This window comes from Notoacmeibacter sp. MSK16QG-6, from assembly GCF_024158145.1.
Lineage (GTDB): Bacteria > Pseudomonadota > Alphaproteobacteria > Rhizobiales > Rhizobiaceae > Notoacmeibacter.
Genome location: NZ_JAMYXM010000001.1, coordinates 1,449,947 through 1,467,652 on the forward strand (window position 1 = coordinate 1,449,947; position 17,706 = coordinate 1,467,652).

At 60.5% G+C, this 17,706-nt stretch carries 17 protein-coding genes and 1 pseudogene; 11 read left to right on the forward strand and 7 right to left on the reverse strand.

All coding sequences use genetic code 11. The features are described 5' to 3' along the window. Nucleotide 1: 1 nt before the first annotated feature. From rlmN to NIM86_RS06985, 4 genes are all read right to left on the reverse strand, one after another. Nucleotides 2-1,252 (reverse strand): 23S rRNA (adenine(2503)-C(2))-methyltransferase RlmN, encoded by a 1,251-nt coding sequence (gene rlmN, locus NIM86_RS06970; protein WP_253380342.1) that lies wholly within the window; start codon nucleotides 1,250-1,252, stop codon nucleotides 2-4. Between the two features lie 156 nt (nucleotides 1,253-1,408). Continuing rightward, on the reverse strand, nucleotides 1,409-1,897 hold the full coding sequence (locus NIM86_RS06975) for an invasion associated locus B family protein (RefSeq protein WP_253380344.1): 489 nt from the start codon (nucleotides 1,895-1,897) through the stop codon (nucleotides 1,409-1,411). A 259-nt stretch (nucleotides 1,898-2,156) separates the two neighbouring features. Next, nucleotides 2,157-2,561 (reverse strand): YkvA family protein, encoded by a 405-nt coding sequence (locus NIM86_RS06980; protein ID WP_253380345.1) that lies wholly within the window; start codon nucleotides 2,559-2,561, stop codon nucleotides 2,157-2,159. Between the two features lie 90 nt (nucleotides 2,562-2,651). After that, nucleotides 2,652-2,954, reverse strand: coding sequence for a 4a-hydroxytetrahydrobiopterin dehydratase (locus tag NIM86_RS06985; protein WP_253380347.1), 303 nt, complete (start codon nucleotides 2,952-2,954; stop codon nucleotides 2,652-2,654). Between the two features lie 189 nt (nucleotides 2,955-3,143). On the opposite strand from NIM86_RS06985, the gene NIM86_RS06990 reads away from it, so the two are divergent. Continuing rightward, a complete protein-coding gene (locus tag NIM86_RS06990; protein WP_371872838.1) occupies nucleotides 3,144-4,838 on the forward strand; it encodes a BCCT family transporter in 1,695 nt (564 codons plus the stop codon). Between the two features lie 261 nt (nucleotides 4,839-5,099). Here the strand turns inward: NIM86_RS06990 and thpR are convergent, their stop codons facing one another. Both thpR and NIM86_RS07000 read right to left on the reverse strand, forming a co-directional pair. Beyond that, nucleotides 5,100-5,687: an RNA 2',3'-cyclic phosphodiesterase gene (gene thpR, locus NIM86_RS06995; RefSeq protein ID WP_253380349.1), complete on the reverse strand. Its 588-nt coding sequence runs from the start codon at nucleotides 5,685-5,687 to the stop codon at nucleotides 5,100-5,102. A 104-nt stretch (nucleotides 5,688-5,791) separates the two neighbouring features. Beyond that, nucleotides 5,792-6,466 (reverse strand): arylesterase, encoded by a 675-nt coding sequence (locus NIM86_RS07000; protein ID WP_253380351.1) that lies wholly within the window; start codon nucleotides 6,464-6,466, stop codon nucleotides 5,792-5,794. Nucleotides 6,467-6,635: 169 nt separating this feature from the next. Here NIM86_RS07000 and NIM86_RS07005 point away from each other — a divergent pair, with 169 nt between their 5' ends. From NIM86_RS07005 to NIM86_RS07025, 5 genes are all read left to right on the forward strand, one after another. Then, nucleotides 6,636-7,298, forward strand: coding sequence for an ABC transporter ATP-binding protein (locus tag NIM86_RS07005; protein ID WP_253380772.1), 663 nt, complete (start codon nucleotides 6,636-6,638; stop codon nucleotides 7,296-7,298). Beyond that, nucleotides 7,295-9,859: an ABC transporter permease gene (locus NIM86_RS07010; protein ID WP_253380353.1), complete on the forward strand. Its 2,565-nt coding sequence runs from the start codon at nucleotides 7,295-7,297 to the stop codon at nucleotides 9,857-9,859. Before NIM86_RS07005 ends, NIM86_RS07010 begins: the two co-directional genes overlap by 4 nt. Before the next feature lie 244 nt (nucleotides 9,860-10,103). Next, entirely contained in the window at nucleotides 10,104-10,481 is a 378-nt protein-coding gene (locus NIM86_RS07015; protein ID WP_253380355.1) for a hypothetical protein, read from the forward strand. A gap of 119 nt (nucleotides 10,482-10,600) precedes the next feature. Further along, on the forward strand, nucleotides 10,601-11,107 hold the full coding sequence (locus NIM86_RS07020) for a thiamine pyrophosphate-binding protein (protein WP_253380357.1): 507 nt from the start codon (nucleotides 10,601-10,603) through the stop codon (nucleotides 11,105-11,107). Next, nucleotides 11,097-11,657 (forward strand): thiamine pyrophosphate-dependent enzyme, encoded by a 561-nt coding sequence (locus tag NIM86_RS07025; protein ID WP_253380359.1) that lies wholly within the window; start codon nucleotides 11,097-11,099, stop codon nucleotides 11,655-11,657. Before NIM86_RS07020 ends, NIM86_RS07025 begins: the two co-directional genes overlap by 11 nt. Before the next feature lie 72 nt (nucleotides 11,658-11,729). Here the strand turns inward: NIM86_RS07025 and acnA are convergent, their stop codons facing one another. Continuing rightward, a complete protein-coding gene (acnA, locus tag NIM86_RS07030) occupies nucleotides 11,730-14,438 on the reverse strand; it encodes an aconitate hydratase AcnA (protein WP_253380361.1) in 2,709 nt (902 codons plus the stop codon). Nucleotides 14,439-14,757: 319 nt separating this feature from the next. Here acnA and ccmA point away from each other — a divergent pair, with 319 nt between their 5' ends. From ccmA to NIM86_RS07055, 5 genes and pseudogenes are all read left to right on the forward strand, one after another. Continuing rightward, complete coding sequence (gene ccmA, locus NIM86_RS07035; RefSeq protein WP_253380363.1) at nucleotides 14,758-15,399, forward strand: heme ABC exporter ATP-binding protein CcmA; 642 nt, start codon at nucleotides 14,758-14,760, stop codon at nucleotides 15,397-15,399. After that, nucleotides 15,396-16,043: pseudogene (gene ccmB, locus NIM86_RS07040) on the forward strand (heme exporter protein CcmB); the annotation flags it as partial. The gene ccmA and the pseudogene ccmB, both read left to right, overlap by 4 nt. Nucleotides 16,044-16,135: 92 nt before the next feature. Continuing rightward, nucleotides 16,136-16,915 carry a heme ABC transporter permease gene (locus NIM86_RS07045; RefSeq protein WP_253380365.1) on the forward strand — a complete coding sequence of 260 codons (780 nt, stop codon included), beginning with the start codon at nucleotides 16,136-16,138 and terminating at the stop codon, nucleotides 16,913-16,915. Next, the gene (gene ccmD / locus NIM86_RS07050) at nucleotides 16,915-17,091 is read left to right on the forward strand and encodes a heme exporter protein CcmD (RefSeq protein WP_253380366.1); all 177 of its coding nucleotides are present in this window, start codon (nucleotides 16,915-16,917) and stop codon (nucleotides 17,089-17,091) included. Before NIM86_RS07045 ends, ccmD begins: the two co-directional genes overlap by 1 nt. Then, complete coding sequence (locus NIM86_RS07055) at nucleotides 17,078-17,695, forward strand: DsbE family thiol:disulfide interchange protein (RefSeq protein ID WP_253380368.1); 618 nt, start codon at nucleotides 17,078-17,080, stop codon at nucleotides 17,693-17,695. Before ccmD ends, NIM86_RS07055 begins: the two co-directional genes overlap by 14 nt. The last annotated feature ends 11 nt before the right edge of the window (nucleotides 17,696-17,706 follow it).

Consider the following 17,706-nt stretch of genomic DNA (forward strand, 5'->3'; position numbering starts at 1 on the left):
GTCAGTCGGCCCCATGGCCGGCAATCATCATCGTTTCCAGTTTCAGGCGCTCGGACTTACGCATCCGCTCGCTCTCGCTTTTGAGCTGGCCACAGGCCGCCAGAATGTCGCGGCCGCGCGGAGTGCGGATGGGAGAGGCGTAGCCGGCGGCATTCAGAAAATCGGCGAACGCCTCGATCTGCTCCCATTCGGAACATTCGTAATCGGTGCCTGGCCACGGATTGAACGGAATCAGATTGATCTTTGCCGGAATGCCCTTGAGCAGTTTCACCAGATCGCGGGCATCGGCCATGCTGTCATTCACGCCCTTGATCATCACATATTCGAAGGTGATGCGCCGGGCATTCGACAGGCCCGGATAGGCGCGGCACGCCTCCATCAGCTTGTCGAGCGGATACTTCTTGTTGATTGGCACGAGCACATCGCGCAATTCATCGTTGCAGGCGTGGAGACTGATCGCCAGCATCACGCCGATTTCTTCGCCGGTGCGATAGATTTCCGGCACCACGCCGGATGTCGACAGGGTGATCCGGCGTTTGCTCAGCGACAGACCTTCGCCGTCCGACGCAATGAGCAGCGCCTTCTTGACCGCCTCGAAATTATAGAGCGGTTCGCCCATGCCCATCATGACGATATTGGTGACCTTGCGGCCCTCGGCCGGAACGATACCGCCTGCCGGCGTATCGCGTTCGGGAAAATCGCCGAGCCGGTCGCGGGCGATCAGAAGCTGGGCGAGAATTTCCTCAGCCGTCAGATTGCGGACCAGGCGCTGCGTTCCGGTATGGCAGAAAGAACAGGTGAGCGTGCAGCCGACCTGGGAGGAGATGCAGAGCGTGCCGCGATCCTCTTCGGGGATATAGACGGTCTCGACCTCGACGGGACGGCCTGCGCCGCGCGGCGGGAAACGAAACAGCCATTTGCGCGTGCCGTCTTCTGAGATGCGCTCTTCGACGATTTCCGGTCTGGCAATAGTGAAACGGTCGGCGAGTTTACCCCGCAGATCCTTGCTGACATTGGACATATCGGCGAAGTCGGAAACGCCGCGCACGTAGAGCCAGTGCCAGAGCTGGCTGACCCGCATTCGCCGCTGCCGTTCCGGCACGCCAATCTCGCCAAGCGCATCGGCCATCTCATCGCGCGTCATGCCGATCAGAGCCGGCTTTTCGGCCTGTAGCACCGGTTGTGACATTGCCACGGGTACGGCAAGCGCACCGCGCGTCTTCGGATCGGTCAGGTCGATGGAAACAGCCATGAATGCGGTTCCGGTTCGGTTGAAGAAAATGATGTTTTCGGCGCAGGTCAGGCGCGTTTTTTACGGGCTACACATACGTTTCGCCCGCCCGAAGCGCAAGAAACGCTCCCGGCGGGCAGATTCGATGAATTCGATAAAGGGGCGGACCGCCCCTGGTCAGCAGCCGGAAAAGCCGTTGATCGTCGCCGTCACGCCGGACAGCGAAAATGTGTAGCTTGTGTCGTTGCCGCGTCCCGACTGGGCCTTGACGCTCATGTTCGAGCCGGCCTTCATCGCCGCCACCAGCGCGTCCGACTGGCTGGAGTCGGCCAGCCATGCGCGGTTGCCCTCGGCGAACATGTCGAAGCTCTTGTCGCCGACCGTAACCTTGACGGTGAATTTCTCGTTCATCGAGTAGCCGGAGACGAATTGCGGCGAGACCGCATTGTCATCCTTCATGACCATGAAGAAGTTGTCGCCATGATTGAGGCTGGATGGCTGTTTGGTTTTCGCCAGCGTGGCGGCGAAACAGGTTCCGCCTTCCTGCGCCTTATAGAGCGACCAGTCATTGTTGGCCTTGACGAGTTTGGCCTGGGCCAGCGCCGGCCCGGCCATGACGCTGGCAATGAGAAAGGCGGCGATCGCTTTTCCGGTAAGGCTCGGCATGGTCTACGAAACCCTTTCATTCAAATGGAAACAGGCCCCGCGACCGGGACCGTTCTGATTTGGGCCAGTGTCGAACCGTCACGGTTAAGGAACCGTGAAAGATTGAGATGCCTTCGCATCCCCGCCGAATTCGACCCGCCCTCTGCTCGCTGCACTGAAACGCGGCAATTTCGGCAATTCTTTGGCCTGTGACGCAAGATGCGCCGATGCCATCCTATCGCACACACAGGTTCGGAACGAAACAGCAGTGGAATATCGGTCAGGCGCGGCTGTGCGCGGCCGCCTCGATATCGATCTCTTCTTCCGCCAGCGCTTTTTTGGCAGCGGCATAGTGCGCGTCGGTCATATGGCCGCGAATGGTTGAGATCGCATACATCAGGACAGCCATATCGTCTGTGAAGCCGATGCCCAGAATGATATCGGGCAAAAAGTCGAACGGCAGGATGAAATAGGCAAGGGCCGCCAGCAGTATGCCACGCGCCCGGACCGGCACATTCGGATCGAGCGCACAGTAATAGGCCGCAACGAGATCTTCGACGAATGGAATTTTTCGCGCCACGCGCTTCAGCTTGGCCCAGAAGGAACGACGCACATGAGCCTCGCGCTCGGAACGCTCCTTGTCGGAAACGGGCGCAAGAATGCTTTCGATCCGCGATTTTTCCATTTGCGATGCTCCCAAGAAATCTCTTAAAGGCGAACGGCCTTCGGATAATAAATGGGCGTCTCGCCAGTCTTCTGCAATGTTAAACCATGTTCATTGGCCGGACGGCGCTTTTTCTTCCATGATCCGCGCCAACTCAATATCACGTTCGGTTACGCCTCCGGCGTCGTGGGTAGAGAGTTCGACATCCACCCTATTATAGCTGTTCGACCAGTCCGGATGGTGGTTCATTTTTTCCGCTTCGTCTCCGACAGCGTTCATGAAAGCCATGGCCGCAGGGAAATCCTCGAATTTGAACGTTTTTCCGATGGCCTTACCCGATTGCGCGACCTCCCATCCGGGTAGCCATTGCTGAAGCGCTTTGTCCAGATCGTCTTCTTGCATGATTTGGGCCATGAGTGTTCTCCTTGGGTCTCAGGAGAAGAAGCCGCACCAGGCGGGATCGTTCCGCAAATTGCGAAGCCAGTGGATGAGACCGGTTTGTAGGGCCAGCATAGCGAAAGAGGCCGATCCTTAAATTGCCATCCACTTACAGATGTGTTTCGCTGACCGCCTTGAATAGCATTAAAGGACGGGGACGACGGGATGGCGCATCAAGATAGTGAACTGGAGGAGATGCATCAGGGCAAAGATGTGGCGCCCGATACCGTCACCTATGTGACCGATTACGAGATCGGTCAGGACAATATCCGGCCGCTCGGCCTCGATATCCACAACCCGGTCTTCGTCATTTCCAGCGTTGCGATCGTGATCTTCGTCGTGGTCGCACTTCTCAATCAGGAGGCGTCGGCGGAACTGTTCGGCTGGCTGCGGCCCTGGCTGACCAGCACCTTTGACTGGTTCCTGATGATCGCGGTGAACGTCATATTCCTCTTCTGCCTGGTCGTCGCTATCTCGCCACTTGGAAGGGTGAGAATTGGCGGGGAAGATGCTGTGCCAGACTATGGTTATCCGTCATGGATCGCCATGCTGTTTTCGGCAGGCATGGGCATCGGCCTGCTGTTCTTCTCCGTGCTCGAGCCGATGTACTACTCCCTGCCCGAGCTGGAATCGCTGCCGCTTGGCATCAATCCGATGGCGGAAGACGGCACGATCGGCAATATGGGCCTGGCAGCCACGGTCTTTCACTGGGGTTTTTCCGCCTGGGCCGTTTACGTCATTGTCGGGCTCAGCCTTGCGGTTTTCTGCTATAATCTCGGCCTGCCGCTCACCCTGCGCTCGGCATTCTACCCGGTTCTCGGCGAACGGGTCTGGGGCTGGTGGGGCCACGTCATCGACATTCTTGCCGTTTTCGCCACGCTGTTCGGACTGACCACGACGCTCGGTCTTGGCGCGCAGCAGATCGCTGCGGGTCTCACTGACGTTTTCGGCATGGAGATCGGTCAGGGCGGTATCGTGATCCTCATTCTCGTCATTACCGCCGTGGCGCTCGGCTCGGTGCTCTTGGGCATGGATGCCGGCGTCAAACGGCTGGCCGAGATCAATATGTGGCTGGCGCTCGCGCTCTTTCTGTTCGTCCTGTTTGTCGGCCCCACGCTCACGCTATTGGCCCGTTTCGGCGGCACGATGGTGGAATATGTGGTGAATTTCATCCCGCTCTCCAATCCGTTCGGGCGTGAGGATACCGGCTACATGCACGGCTGGACGACCTTCTACTGGGCGTGGTGGATCGCCTGGTCGCCGTTTGTGGGCATGTTCATCGCCCGCGTTTCGCGCGGTCGTTCGGTGCGTGAATTCATCGTTTGCGTACTGGTTCTTCCTTCGCTCGTCTGCGCACTTTGGATGAGCGTGTTCGGCGGAATGGCGCTGGAACAGCTGGCCGCAGGCTATGAAGGGGCCAAGGAAGTGGTCGTCGCCTATCGGCCGGAACTGTCGTTCTTCCGCATGATCGATCAGTTTCCGCTCTACAGCATCGTCGCGCCGATCTGTCTTATCCTCATCGTCGTGTTCTTCGTCACATCGTCGGATTCCGGCTCGCTCGTGATCGACACGATTACGGCTGGCGGAAAGATGGATGCACCTGTGGCGCAGCGTGTTTTCTGGTGCACCTTCGAGGGGCTGGTGGCCATCGCGCTTCTGCTCGGCGGCGGATTGAACGCGCTTCAGGGTGCGGCGGTCTCGATGGGTATTCCGTTTACCGTGGTGGTGCTGGCGATGTGCTGGTGCCTGTTTCTGGCCCTGCGCGCCGAGTATAAAAATCTCGGCCTGGCGCCCGGCGAAGACGTCAGCCCGGCGCATCCGGTACGCCATGACGAAGCTCCGCGGGGCGAGCACTGGTAGGGACGCGTTTCGACTCGGCCGACTGCGGTTTGGCCGAGAAGATCGTTCCTCCTTCTGAAGGCAGCGGCCTCTCACGTGCCGCTGCCTTTGGACATCTCGTTCAGCGATATGATTATCGCGCGAACAATAGACGACGAGAATATGGCGGACGACGTGCGGGATGCGGCGCGGCAATTCGCCCTAAGTTCTCTAGGCGACAGCTGCCTCTGAGCCGCTCGCTCTCCCTAATGCCTGAGCCGGCGGATCGTCACGGGGAACGCTTCAGACGAGATCTGCCGTCTCGCGAACTGTTTGCGTCCTGCCGCCGTCAGGTTCACGCATCAGCGTCCAGCTCTCTTCGACCACATAGGGGCCGCCACCGACGCTGTCTCGCGAACTCATCAACACGAAACGTGACACAGGAAAAGGCAGAGTGCGGAAACCGCCGCGTCCTGCAAGCCATCGCGCGACTTCCCTGCTATCGGGATTGCGTAGCCGCGCCAGCGTCACATGCGGGGTGAATTTGCGCTTGTCTGAGGGTAGGCCCAGTCGTTTTGCGCGGCGGTCGATATCGGCGGCCAATTCATTGAGCGGCACGGACGGCCAAACCCCCGCATAGATGGAGTGTGGTTTCTTGCTGCCGAAAGCGTGAATGCCATCCAATTCCAGATCGAAAGCGGTCCGCCTGACCTGATCGAGTGTCTCGACGATCTGATCGGCGACATGGCCTTCCACATCGCCGAAGAAACGAAGAGTGATGTGATAGTTTTCGGGATCGATCCAGCGGGCGCCGTGCAGGCCGCCCTGAACCAGGGTGAGGTAACGCGCCGCATCCTGCGGCACTTCAAGGGCGGCGAACAGACGCGGCATAGCGGTCTCCCAAATCACCTTATAACGGTCAGCCGATCATCATTTTTTCCCTGCGGCAAGCCGGTGGACCGTTTTTCCCCGGCCTCTTGCCGGCTCGGTTTCGCTTAGCCCTCGATTGCGCCTCTGTCCCGAAGGGCCTCGATCACTGTCGGCAAAGCGTTGCGAACCATGCTCTCCACGCCTTTCGGATTGGGATGCATTCCGTCATCGAGCAGCATGGCGCGGTTGGCTGCGACGCCGTCAAGAAAGAACGGCACGAGCGGCACATCGTGTTTTTCGGCCAGCGCCGGATAGATCGAATCGAAGGCCTTCACATAATCGGAGCCAAGCTGCGGCGCGGCCTTCATACCGAAGAGAACGGTCGCCACACCCCTTTCCGACAGGCGCGAGAGCATCGCATCGAGATTGGCGCGTGCCGTCTCTGGTGGCTGGCCGCGCAGCATATCGTTTGCGCCAAGTTCAAGGAGAACGAGGTCGGCGTCGTCCGGTACGCTCCAGTCGAGGCGAGCCTTGCCGCCACTGGTCGTATCGCCCGACACCGCCGCATTGACCACTTCTGCTTCATAGCCTTCTTTTTCAAGCGCCGCCTGCATTCGCGGAGCGAAACCTTCCCGCGGGCCAAGCTGGTAGCCCGCCATGAGACTGTCGCCAAAGGCCACAACCTTCAAAGGTTTAGCCAAGGCAGGGTCGGCCATGATGAGAGTCGCCACGAGGATGAAAAATGCCAGAAAAGCTGACATGCGCGGCCAATTCGACAAGTGCTGCGGTTTGAAGCTCATCGATGCGATCCCATATGCGAAACGCGCGGCGGCGTTTTGCCGTTCACGTATTATCGAATCCATATAGGATATGTGAGCCGTGATCCCCAGCCCTGCCGAACCGCCCGCCCTTGCCGATGGCCACTCGGCAGCGGAAGCGTCGCCTGCCGTCGTCTTCTCGGATGTCAGCCTGACGCTCGGGCGCGACGCTGCCGCTGTTTCGGTTCTGAACGACATCGATCTGACGATCCCCGCTGGCCAGTCCATTGGCGTTGTCGGCCCGTCGGGCTCGGGCAAGACGACGCTTCTGATGGTGATGAGCGGGCTGGAGCGGGTGGATCGGGGCCGTGTCCATATTGCCGGCACCGACATCACCGATCTTTCCGAAGACCAGATGGCCCGGTTCCGGGGCCGCCATATCGGCATCGTTTTCCAGAGTTTCCATCTGGTGCCCAATATGACGGCGCTGGAGAATGTGGCCGTGCCGCTGGAACTGGCGGGTCGAAACGATGCATTCGATGTCGCCAGGCGAGAACTTCAAGCCGTCGGTCTGGCCGACCGGATCACTCATCGGCCAAGCGAACTTTCGGGTGGCGAGCAGCAACGCGTGGCGATCGCACGGGCGCTTGCGCCGACGCCAAGCCTTCTCATCGCGGATGAGCCGACTGGCAATCTGGATCAGGAAACGGGTCGGCAAATTGCCGACCTCCTCTTCCGGCGCGCCAAGGAAGCCGGCACCACCCTAGTCCTTGTCACCCACGATCCGGGCCTTGCGGGCCGTTGCATCCGCTCAGTCGCAATGCGTTCGGGACGTCTGTCGGACGCCGCCGCGGTCGACCGTGGCGCAGCATGAGTCGGCCGTCGAAGAATTTACGGCTCGCCTTTCGGTTCGCGTTGCGTGAGTTGCGCGGCGGTCTTTCCGGCTTCTTCATTTTCGTCTCATGCATCGCGCTCGGCACGGCGGCAATCGGGGGCGTAAACGCATTATCCGCTGCGATTCAGGACGCGTTATCGACGGAAGGCCGGACACTTCTCGGAGGCGATCTTCGCTTCGAGATCGATCAGCGCGAGGCGAGCGATGCCGAACGAGCTTTTCTTCAGAAACAGGGTGAATTGGCGGAAACGGTGGTGCTGCGATCCATGGTGCGGCTGCCGGACGGTTCCGATCAGACCCTGGTTGAGGTCAAGGCGGTGGACAGCAACTGGCCATTGGTCGGTTCGGTCGAAATCGAAGAGTCACAGGCATCTCTGCAGAGCTTTCTGACTGAGCAGAACGGCGTTTATGGCGCCGTCGTACCTGACCTTCTGCTGCAACGCCTCGATCTTTCGGTCGGCGATACGGTCGCGCTCGGCAATGCGCGCTTCCGAATCGCTGGCCGGCTTGTCACTGAACCGGATGCCGCCTCCGAAGGATTTGCTTTCGCGCCTCGCTTCCTGACCTCGCTCGAAGGGCTGCGCTCCGCGGGTCTGCTTCAGCCGGGAGCGCTGACCGAATGGCAATACCGGTTGAGACTGCGGGGCGATCCATCGGGACAGGCTGTGGAAGCGGTTCGCGAATCGGCGGAAGAGTCTTTCCCAGACGCCGGATGGTCGATCCGCGATAGCAGCCGCGCCGCACCGGGCCTTGCCCGCAATATCGACCGCTTCAGCCAGTTTCTGACGCTCGTCGGTTTGACGGCGCTGGTCGTCGGCGGCGTAGGCGTCGCCAATGCAGTGCGCGCTCATGTGAGCGGCCGGCGCGAGGTGATCGCGACATTGCGCAGCCTCGGCGCTTCCGGGCGCTTCGTTTTTCAGCTCTACCTCATCCAGATTCTGATCATCGCCGCGCTCGGTGTCGTTATCGGATGCGTTCTGGCGGCCTTCGTGCCCCCGCTTTCCAGCCTCTTCCTGCAGGGACTGCTGCCGGTCTCGGTGTCCGGTGCGATTCAATGGATACCGCTTTTGACGGCAGCCCTCTGCGGTCTGCTTGTCACGCTGGTTTTCGCCGTGCCCTCATTGGGTCTTGCCGCACGCATCCGCCCTGCCGATCTTTTTCGTGACGCGGCGGGCGGTGCGCTGACAGGCCGGGCGGCGAACCGCTATCTGATCGCGGCTGGTATAGCAGCGCTTCTCTTGGCCGGTCTCGCTTTGCTTATCGCCGGCAACCGTACCGTCGCGCTTACGTTCATGGGCGGCGTGCTCTTCGCTTTTCTTGTATTGCGCCTTGTCGGCTTCGGACTGCAGGCGCTGGCGAGACGCGCGCCAACTGTCCGATCCACGCCACTTCGCCTGGCTATCGGCAATATTCACCGGCCCGGTGCGCTGACGCCATCGGTCGTGCTTGCACTTGGCCTCGGCCTGACGCTTCTCATCGCGCTCGGCTCCATCGACACCAATCTGCGCAAGCAGATTTCAGGTTCGCTGCCAGAGGTCGCGCCAAACTTCTTCTTCCTCGATATTCAAAACGATCAGATCGAGACCTTCCGCTCGATCACGGTCGACACGTCGCCGAATGGCGAGTTGGACGCCGTACCAATGCTGAGGGGACGGATCAGAACGATCAACGGGATCGATGCACAGGAATGGGCCGAAACGCGCGCCAATGGCGGCGAATGGGTTCTGCGGGGCGATCGCGGGCTGACATATGCCCCGGTGCTGCCGGAAAAATCGATACTCGTGGATGGCGAATGGTGGCCCGAGAGTTACGACGGCGAGCCGCTGGTGAGCTTTGCCGAGGAAGAAGCGCGCGAGTTGGGGCTCTCTATCGGCGACCGGCTTACGGTCAATGTGCTGGGCCGCGAGGTGGAAGCCAAAATCGCCAATTTCCGTCGAGTAGAGTGGGAGAGCCTGTCGATCAATTTCGTCATGGTGTTTTCGCCGAACACATTTGCCGGCGCGCCGCATAGCTGGCTTGCTACGCTGACCGACCCATCCGCTTCCGGTGATGACGAAGCGGCGATCCTTCGTGCCGTCACCAATGCGCTGCCGACCGTGACAACCATCGCGGTCAAGGACGCTATCTCGGTGGTCGAGCGGATCGTCGGCCAGCTTGCCGCTGCAATACGAGCGGCTGCCGCGGTCGCTCTGGTCGCATCCATTCTCGTGCTTGCCGGCGCGCTGGCGGCAGGACAGGCGGCACGACGGCGCGATGCGACCGTTCTGAAAATGCTGGGTGCGACACGCAGCACGCTCATCGCCGCATTCGCCTCCGAATATGCGCTGATCGGTCTGGCGACGGCGTTTTTCGCGCTCGCGGCGGGCGGCGCTGCCGCAGCCTATGTGATCACCGGTCTGATGGAACTGCCTTTCAGCTTCGACCCGGCTTTGGCGGTCACGATTATCGTCGTGGCTCTCGTACTCACGGTTGGTTTCGGTCTTCTCGGCACATGGCGTATCCTGGGTGAAAAGGCCGCGCCCGTTCTTCGGAATTCATAGAACCAGTCATTGATCGTCCCGGGGACACTCGTTCCGAGGCTGGGGAAACCTATCGCCACGTCGTCTCGTCATCTTGACGCTCGGCGGCTTCAAAGGCTTCTTTTTCGGAATGGCGTTAAGAGGATGCGCCATTCTGGAAGACATGGAGGTTTACCGAGAACGTGGCCGAGACATATCAATTGTCATTCACCGGTCCACCGTGTGGAGCCAAACCGCAACATTTGGCCCGTGCGGAGGCCTCGTCATGAGTGGCATTTCCCGCTGGTTTCTGAGCCTTGCTGCGATCTTTGCGCTGATAGGCATGGCATGGGGCATTCAGATGTCCGCGACGCATGACCACACACTTTCGCCGGCTCACGGCCATCTCAACCTGATTGGCTTCGTGGCGATGAGCGTCTTTGGACTCTACTACGCTCTGACACCGCATGCGGCCGGCCGGCTGGCGATGGCGCACCTTGCACTGACGGTTCTGGCCATCGTCGTTCTTACGCCCGGTATCGCCATGGCAATCTCTGGTACCGGAGAGACGCTGGCAAAGATTGGCTCTGTATTTGCTATACTGTCCATGGCGGTTTTCGCCTACACCGTCATACGACACGGCGTCGGCAAAAACCTCGCCTGAAAGCCTCTGGGTGCTTCGAAATCCGCCAGCGTTAATTCGTCGGCGAGTCTCCTTTAACGGTATTGTTCGAGACCACGCACGCACCAATCATAATTCGGGTATCGCCGCCAGGAGGGGCTATGGACCAGCAAAAATTTGCCGAAACCGCCATCGCCGCGTTCGAAGCGCAGGGCATCGGCGTTGTCGCCGGTGTGCCGGATGGACTCTTCACTGGCCTGATCGAAGCACTCTGCGCCCATTCGACCATTCACTATGTCGCCTGCGCACGTGAAGAGGAGTGTCTCGGCGTTGCGGCCGGCGCTCTGATGGCCGGGCAAAAGGCGGCAGTCATCATTCAGAATGCCGGGCTTCTCAATTCGCTCGGCGCTTACGCGACGCTTCTGGACCGATACCGCCTGCCGGTTCCGATCCTCGTTGCTCATCGAGGCGGGCTTTTCGATCGCAAGGCTTACGACATCGAAAAATACCGGGCGACCGAGGCGCTGGATGGCGACTACTACCGCTGCTTTCGCACAACGCATTCGGATCTTTCGGAAAAGACGGTCAGCGCCTTTATCGACTGGTGCCGCGTTGCTTCGCAGCCCGCGCTTCTGCTGATCGAGAAGGGAGAGGCCGATGGTCAATAATCCCAGTCAGAAGGATGCTATCGGGCAGGTTCTGGCGGCGTTCGAAGGGGCGCGGCCGCTTTGCGTCGCCGATATCGGGTCGCAATCGGGCTGGCTGCATCAGGCCGATAACGACCCGCGCAACCTTTACCTTTCCGGGCCGATGGGGCAGGCGCCGTCCGTTGCGCTCGGCGTGGCGCTGGCGCGGCCCGATGACGATGTGGTCGCGTTCTGCGGCGACGGGGCGCTGGCGATGAACCTTACCGCGCTTGTGACCATCGCCGATCAGGCGCCGAAGAATCTCACCGTCGTTCTGCTCGATAACGATGTCTACGAATATACCAAGGCCGTGCCGACGCCCTCACGGGCGCTGGACTGGAAGGCGCTCGGCGCAAGTTGTTTCGGGCCTGCGCGTTCTTTCGATTCCGTCGAGGCGTTTGCAAAGCGAGACGGGCAGGGGCCTTTCTTCCTGGCGCTAAAAATCGACGCGGGCGGGGCGTTGCCGCCCGGAACCGGTCTAACGCCGGAGCAGATCAAGGCGCGGTTTGCCGAGGCGCTCGCCATCACCTGATTTGCGGAGATTGCTTCCAAAGAAAAAGCCGGCGGATCGCTCCGCCGGCTTTTCTGTCTGATTATTCGTAGATCAGGCCGCCTCGGCGGTGTCTGCCAGATCACGCAGCACATATTGCAGAATGCCGCCATTCTTGAAGTAATCGAGTTCGTCCAGCGTATCGATACGGCAGAGCAGCTCGATATCCTTCTCGGTGCCATCGGCATATTTGATGTTCGCCTTGGCGGTCTGGCGCGGCTGCAATCCTTCAAGACCGACAATTGAGACCTGTTCGTCGCCCTTCAGCTCCAGATCGGCCCAGCTCATCCCGTCCTTGAAGACGAAGGGCAGCACGCCCATACCGATCAGGTTGGAGCGGTGGATACGCTCATAGCTCTCTGCGATAACCGCCTTGACGCCCAGCAGGATCGTGCCCTTCGCCGCCCAGTCGCGGGACGAGCCGTTGCCGTATTCCTTGCCGCCGAAAACCACCAGCGGGGTGTTTTCCTGCCGGTACTTCATGGCCGCGTCATAGATGCTCATCTCTTCGCCATCCGGCTGATAGATGGTGTATCCACCCGTCTTTCCGTCTTCGCCAAGCATGTAGTTCTTGATGCGGATATTGGCGAAGGTGCCGCGCATCATGACCTCGTGGTTGCCGCGACGGGTGCCATACTGGTTGAAGTCGAGCGGCTGGACACCGTGGTCCATGAGGTAGCGGCCCGCCGGCGAATCGGCCTTGATCGAACCGGCCGGCGAGATGTGGTCGGTGGTGATCTTGTCTCCGAGCAGGGCCAGAATGCGGGCATTCTGAATATTCGTCACCGCGTCCGGCGTCTTGCCCATGCCAACGAAGTAAGGCGGGTTCTGCACATAGGTCGATTCATCGTCCCAGGCATAGGTTTCGCCTTCGGGCACGTCGACAGCCTGCCAGTTCTCATCGCCCGTAAAGACTTCGGCATATTTGGTCTCGTAGAGATCGCGGGTGACGTATTTGCCGATGAATTCCTGGATTTCATGGCTTGTCGGCCAGATATCGCGGAGGAAGACGTCATTGCCGTCCTTGTCCTGACCGATGGGCTCCTTGGTCAAATCCTTGTTGACCGTGCCGGCCAGCGCATAAGCGACCACCAGCGGCGGCGAGGCCAGATAGTTGGCCTGCACGTCCGGGCTGATCCGCCCTTCGAAATTGCGGTTGCCGGACAGGACGCCTGCAGCGATCAGACCCTTGTCGTTGATGGTCTTGGAAACCGGACCCGGCAGCGGGCCGGAGTTGCCGATGCATGTCGTGCAGCCGAAGCCGACAAGGTTGAAGCCGATCTGGTCGAGCTCGTCCTGCAGGCCGGAATTTGCCAGATATTCGGCGACGACCTGCGAACCGGGGGCGAGCGAGGTCTTCACCCAGGGCTTCTGCTTTATGCCGAGCCGGTTGGCATTGCGCGCTACAAGACCCGCGGCGATCAGCACCGAGGGGTTCGATGTGTTGGTGCAGGAGGTGATGGCGGCGATAGCGACATCACCATGGCCGAGATCGTAATCCTCGCCCTCGACCTGATGGCGGTCGTGAAGGGTGGAGACGTCCTTTTTATACTCTTCGCCGAGGCTCTTTTCGAAACCGGAGGCAATGTTTTCCAGCGCAATGCGTCCTTCCGGACGTTTCGGGCCTGCCATTGACGGCACGACATCACCGAGATCGAGTTCCAGCGTGTCGGTGAAGACGGGGTCGTCGCCAGCGCTTTCGCGGAACATGCCCTGCGCCTTGCTGAACGCCTCAACCAGTTCGATGCGGTCGGCCTCGCGGCCGGACATGTGCAGGTAGTTCAGCGTTTCGCCATCGACCGGGAAGAAGCCGCAGGTCGCGCCGTATTCCGGACCCATATTGCCAATAGTCGCGCGGTCGGCGAGCGTCATGGAATCGAGGCCCTCGCCGAAGAACTCTACGAATTTTCCGACAACGCCCTTCTGACGCAGCATCTGCACGACTGTCAGAACGATATCGGTCGCGGTGACGCCTTCCTTGGCCTTGCCGGTCAGGCGGAAACCGATAACCTCCGGCAGCAGCATGGAAATCGGCTGGCCGAGCATGGCAGCCTCGGCCTCGATGCCGCCAACGCCCCAGCCCAGCACGCCAAGGCCATTGATCATTGTGGTGTGGGAGTCGGTGCCGACGCAGGTGTCGGGATAGGCGACGGTTTCGCCATCCTCCTCCTTGGTCCAGACGGCCTGGCCAAGATATTCCAGATTGACCTGGTGGCAGATGCCGGTGCCGGGTGGCACGACGCGGAAGTTCTCGAACGCCTTCTGACCCCATTTGAGGAAGCGGTAGCGTTCGCCATTGCGTTCATATTCAAGCTCGACATTGCGAGCGAAGGCCGATGGTTTGCCGAACTCGTCGACGATGACCGAATGGTCGATGACCAGATCGACGGGAACGAGCGGATTGATCTTCTGGGCGTCGCCGCCAAGGGCACGGATACCGTCACGCATGGCCGCCAAATCCACAACGGCGGGAACGCCGGTGAAGTCCTGCATCAGAACGCGGGCCGGGCGGTAGGCGATCTCGTAGCCGGACGCGCCTTTGTCATCGATCCATTTGGCGACCGCTTCGATGTCTTCCTTCTTGACCGTGCGCCCATCTTCGTTGCGCAGCAGGTTTTCCAGAAGCACCTTCATGGAGAAGGGCAGGCGCGAGATGCCTTCAAGGCCGTTCTTTTCGGCTTCCTTCAGGTCGTAATAGACGTAATCCTTGCCACCGGAATTCAACATTTTCCGGCACTTAAAACTGTCCAGGGATTTAGACATAGATCCTCACTCACTTTTGCGGAGCCTGAAAAGGGCAGAGTGTCGCAGCGGCCAGGATCGATCCCTGGCGCGGACATGCGGGTGCGGCCATTTCCGCCTATCGTCCCTTCCCGAAAGCCCGTAATTGCCGGGCGTCGTCCGGTTCGGCTCCAAAAAAGTTTCCACGCCGGCCGCTGGCATGGTTGCCGGGTTTATATGGACTTCGCTAGAAGGATTCCAGACTGGACACGCGGTTTTTCGCCCGTCAGGTACACGACTATGGGTGAACACAGGATTGGAAAGCCCCATCGCCGAGCGGGATCGAAGCCAGGAATTGCATATGCGTCTCATACTGGACAGGCTTTCCGGCGCCCGCGGCGGGCGAACGCTCTTCTCTCCCATTTCGCTTACTCTGCGTTCCGGTGACGCTCTGGTGGTGACGGGGCCGAACGGTTCTGGCAAATCCACTCTCCTTCGGATTATCGCCGGGCTTCTGGCCCCGGCAAGCGGTGAAGCGCGGCTCGAGGATGCGGCTAGCGCCTTTCCCGATCTGGCGTCCGCCTGTCATTTCCTGGGTGACGGAAATGCGTTGAAATCCGGTCAGACCGTTCGCCAGAACCTCGCCTTCTGGGCCGAGTTTCAGGGTCGGCCCGGCCGTTCCATCCAGGATGCACTGGAACTGATTGAACTGCCGACTATTGCCGACCTGCCGGCCGAAGCGCTGTCGAAAGGCATGCGACGCCGGGTCGCCATCGCGCGACTTCTTGTAGCGGACCTGCCGGTTTGGCTGATGGATGAGCCGACCAGCGGTCTCGACAGTGCTTCCGTCGAGCGGGTCGAAAAGCTCATCGAGGAGCATCGCGCCAATGGCGGCATCGTGGTCGTCGCCAGCCATCACAATCTGCATATTGAGGGTGCGCTGTCGCTTGATCTTTATCATCGCGAGTCCGAGGCGGTTTCCTCGCAAGATGGTTCCTCATGATCGGATTGTTTTACAGAGATGTCCGCCTGTCCATCGCTGCCGGCGGCGGCGCCTTCGTGGCGCTGCTGTTTTTTCTGGCCATCGTGACGATCATACCGTTCGGTGTCGGACCCGACCTCAAGCTCCTCGGCGAAATCGGCCCCGCTGTCCTATGGATAGGCGCGCTGCTGTCCGGCCTTCTGGGACTCGATCGACTTTTCGCGCTGGATCGGGAAGACGGTTCGCTCGATCTTTTCATCATGGCGTCGGGCCGTCAGCCACTCGTTTTGACGGTTTTCATCAAGTGCCTGGCCCATTTTGCGGGGATCGTTCTGCCGCTTGTCATTGCAGCGCCGCTGCTCGGTCTTCTTCTCAACATGACCGCGCTTTCCATTGGCGCCACGGTTCTAACTCTCCTGGTCGGCGCGCCGGCGATCAGCTTTGTCGGCGCGGTTGGGGCGGCGGTCACGGTAGCGCTGCCGCGAGGCGGGCTTCTTGTCGCCATTCTCGTGCTGCCTCTGCTCATTCCGGTCCTGATCTTCGGTGTCTCGGCAGCCAATGGCGCAGTGCGCGATCCGGACCCCTTTATGGCGCCGTTCCTCATTCTGGCCGCGCTGACCCTGTTTTTTGCCGTGATCGGCCCTGTGGCCGCTGCCTATGCCCTATTGGTGGAAACGCATCCGATTGCCGAAAATGCCGCCGATCCTTATGAGGAGGATGGCTGGTTCGAGCACTCCGAGACGGTGGGCCAGGAAAAATGAACGAAAGCACAGCGACCGCGAAACAGTCCTTCATAACGCGTTTGGCCAACCCGTCCCGCTTTATCGGCCTGGCCGACCGGTTGATACCATGGCTTACCGGGATCGGACTGGCTCTGACCGCTATCGGCCTTATCGGCGGGTGGATGGCGCCTGAGGACTACCAGCAGGGCGCGACCGTGCGCATCATGTATCTGCATGTGCCTTTCGCCTGGCTGGCCATGATGGTTTACGGCGTCATGACGCTGGCAGCGCTCGGCACGCTGGTCTGGCGTCATCCGATCGCGGATATCTCGCTCAAGGCTGCCGCTCCGATCGGCGCGGTTTTTACCGTTCTGGCGCTCTTTACCGGGTCGGTCTGGGGCAAGCCCATGTGGGGCACCTGGTGGGTTTGGGATGCCCGCCTGACCTCCATGTTCGTCCTCTTTCTCATCTATCTCGGCCTCATCGCCCTCACACGTGCGACGCCCGAGCCGGGCCAGGCCGCGCGAGCGGCCGCCATCGTCACGCTTGTCGGTGCGCTGAACCTGCCGATCATCAAATTCTCGGTCGACTGGTGGAATACGCTGCATCAGCCTGCCAGCGTTTTCCGCGCCGGCGGGCCGACTATCGACTGGTCCATGCTGTGGCCGTTACTGGTCGCCGCACTCGGCTTCACGATCCTTTTCGCGGCCCTGCATCTCACAGCCATGCGGACGGAGATCTGGCGGCGGCGTGTCTACACTATGCGGCGGCTTGCCGCACAGCGGGCGGATAGCGCCGTGCGGGGAGCGGCGTAATGTCGCATTTCTTCTATATTGCAGCGGCCTATATCGTCTCCGCCATTACTCTGGGCGGACTCGCCGCCTGGCTTGTGGGCGATATGCGGGCGCGTCGCCGCGAGCTGGCACATCTGCATGAGACCGGCCATCGCCGCCGGTCGGACCGTCAGGAGACACTGCGTGAAATCGAGTGACAAGAAAACGTCGCCGCCCGTCAGCCCGCCCGGGCCAGAGCGCAAACGTGCGGTTCTCTTCCTGCCCGTTATCCTGTTCGCCGTTGTGGCTGCAATCTTCCTGGCCATGGAAATTTCCGGGCGCGACAACAGCACCGTGCCGAGCGCGCTGATCGGCCAGGAAGCGCCGCGCACCACGCTGACGCCGCTGGAAGGGCTCGAGCAGCCGGGCCTCGATACCGAAAAGCTGAAAGGCAATGTCGCGCTCGTCAATGTCTTCGCGTCCTGGTGCGCTCCCTGCCGGGCGGAGCATCCGGTGCTGATGGATCTTGCCGAGGATGGGCGCTTCCTGATGGTTGGCCTGAATTACAAGGACGATCCGGACAATGCCCGGCGCTTTCTTGGCGAACTGGGCGACCCTTACAATGCGGTCGGAGTCGACCCGACTGGCCGCGCAGCCATCGACTGGGGCGTCTATGGCGTGCCCGAAACATTCCTGCTCAACCGCGACGGCGTCATCGTCTGGAAGCATGTCGGGCCGCTAACCCCCGAACGTGTTCAGTCCGCTCTGATGCCACGCATCGAGGATGCGCTGACAGCCGATAGAGAAGGCAGCGAGAGCTAGCAGGTAGGTTG

Excerpts from the sequence above, each read along its gene's own strand:
- NIM86_RS07010 (WP_253380353.1), top strand. The coding sequence starts at position 7,295 with ATGAGTCGGCCGTCGAAGAATTTACGGCTCGCCTTTCGGTTCGCGTTG.
- rlmN (WP_253380342.1), bottom strand. The coding sequence starts at position 1,252 with ATGGCTGTTTCCATCGACCTGACCGATCCGAAGACGCGCGGTGCGCTT.
- NIM86_RS07025 (WP_253380359.1), top strand. The coding sequence starts at position 11,097 with ATGGTCAATAATCCCAGTCAGAAGGATGCTATCGGGCAGGTTCTGGCG.
- thpR (WP_253380349.1), bottom strand. The coding sequence starts at position 5,687 with ATGCCGCGTCTGTTCGCCGCCCTTGAAGTGCCGCAGGATGCGGCGCGT.
- ccmA (WP_253380363.1), top strand. The coding sequence starts at position 14,758 with ATGCGTCTCATACTGGACAGGCTTTCCGGCGCCCGCGGCGGGCGAACG.
- NIM86_RS07000 (WP_253380351.1), bottom strand. The coding sequence starts at position 6,466 with ATGAGCTTCAAACCGCAGCACTTGTCGAATTGGCCGCGCATGTCAGCT.
- NIM86_RS06985 (WP_253380347.1), bottom strand. The coding sequence starts at position 2,954 with ATGGCCCAAATCATGCAAGAAGACGATCTGGACAAAGCGCTTCAGCAA.
- acnA (WP_253380361.1), bottom strand. The coding sequence starts at position 14,438 with ATGTCTAAATCCCTGGACAGTTTTAAGTGCCGGAAAATGTTGAATTCC.
- NIM86_RS07045 (WP_253380365.1), top strand. The coding sequence starts at position 16,136 with ATGAACGAAAGCACAGCGACCGCGAAACAGTCCTTCATAACGCGTTTG.
- ccmD (WP_253380366.1), top strand. The coding sequence starts at position 16,915 with ATGTCGCATTTCTTCTATATTGCAGCGGCCTATATCGTCTCCGCCATT.
- NIM86_RS06980 (WP_253380345.1), bottom strand. The coding sequence starts at position 2,561 with ATGGAAAAATCGCGGATCGAAAGCATTCTTGCGCCCGTTTCCGACAAG.
- NIM86_RS07015 (WP_253380355.1), top strand. The coding sequence starts at position 10,104 with ATGAGTGGCATTTCCCGCTGGTTTCTGAGCCTTGCTGCGATCTTTGCG.
- NIM86_RS06990 (WP_371872838.1), top strand. The coding sequence starts at position 3,144 with ATGGCGCATCAAGATAGTGAACTGGAGGAGATGCATCAGGGCAAAGAT.
- NIM86_RS06975 (WP_253380344.1), bottom strand. The coding sequence starts at position 1,897 with ATGCCGAGCCTTACCGGAAAAGCGATCGCCGCCTTTCTCATTGCCAGC.
- NIM86_RS07020 (WP_253380357.1), top strand. The coding sequence starts at position 10,601 with ATGGACCAGCAAAAATTTGCCGAAACCGCCATCGCCGCGTTCGAAGCG.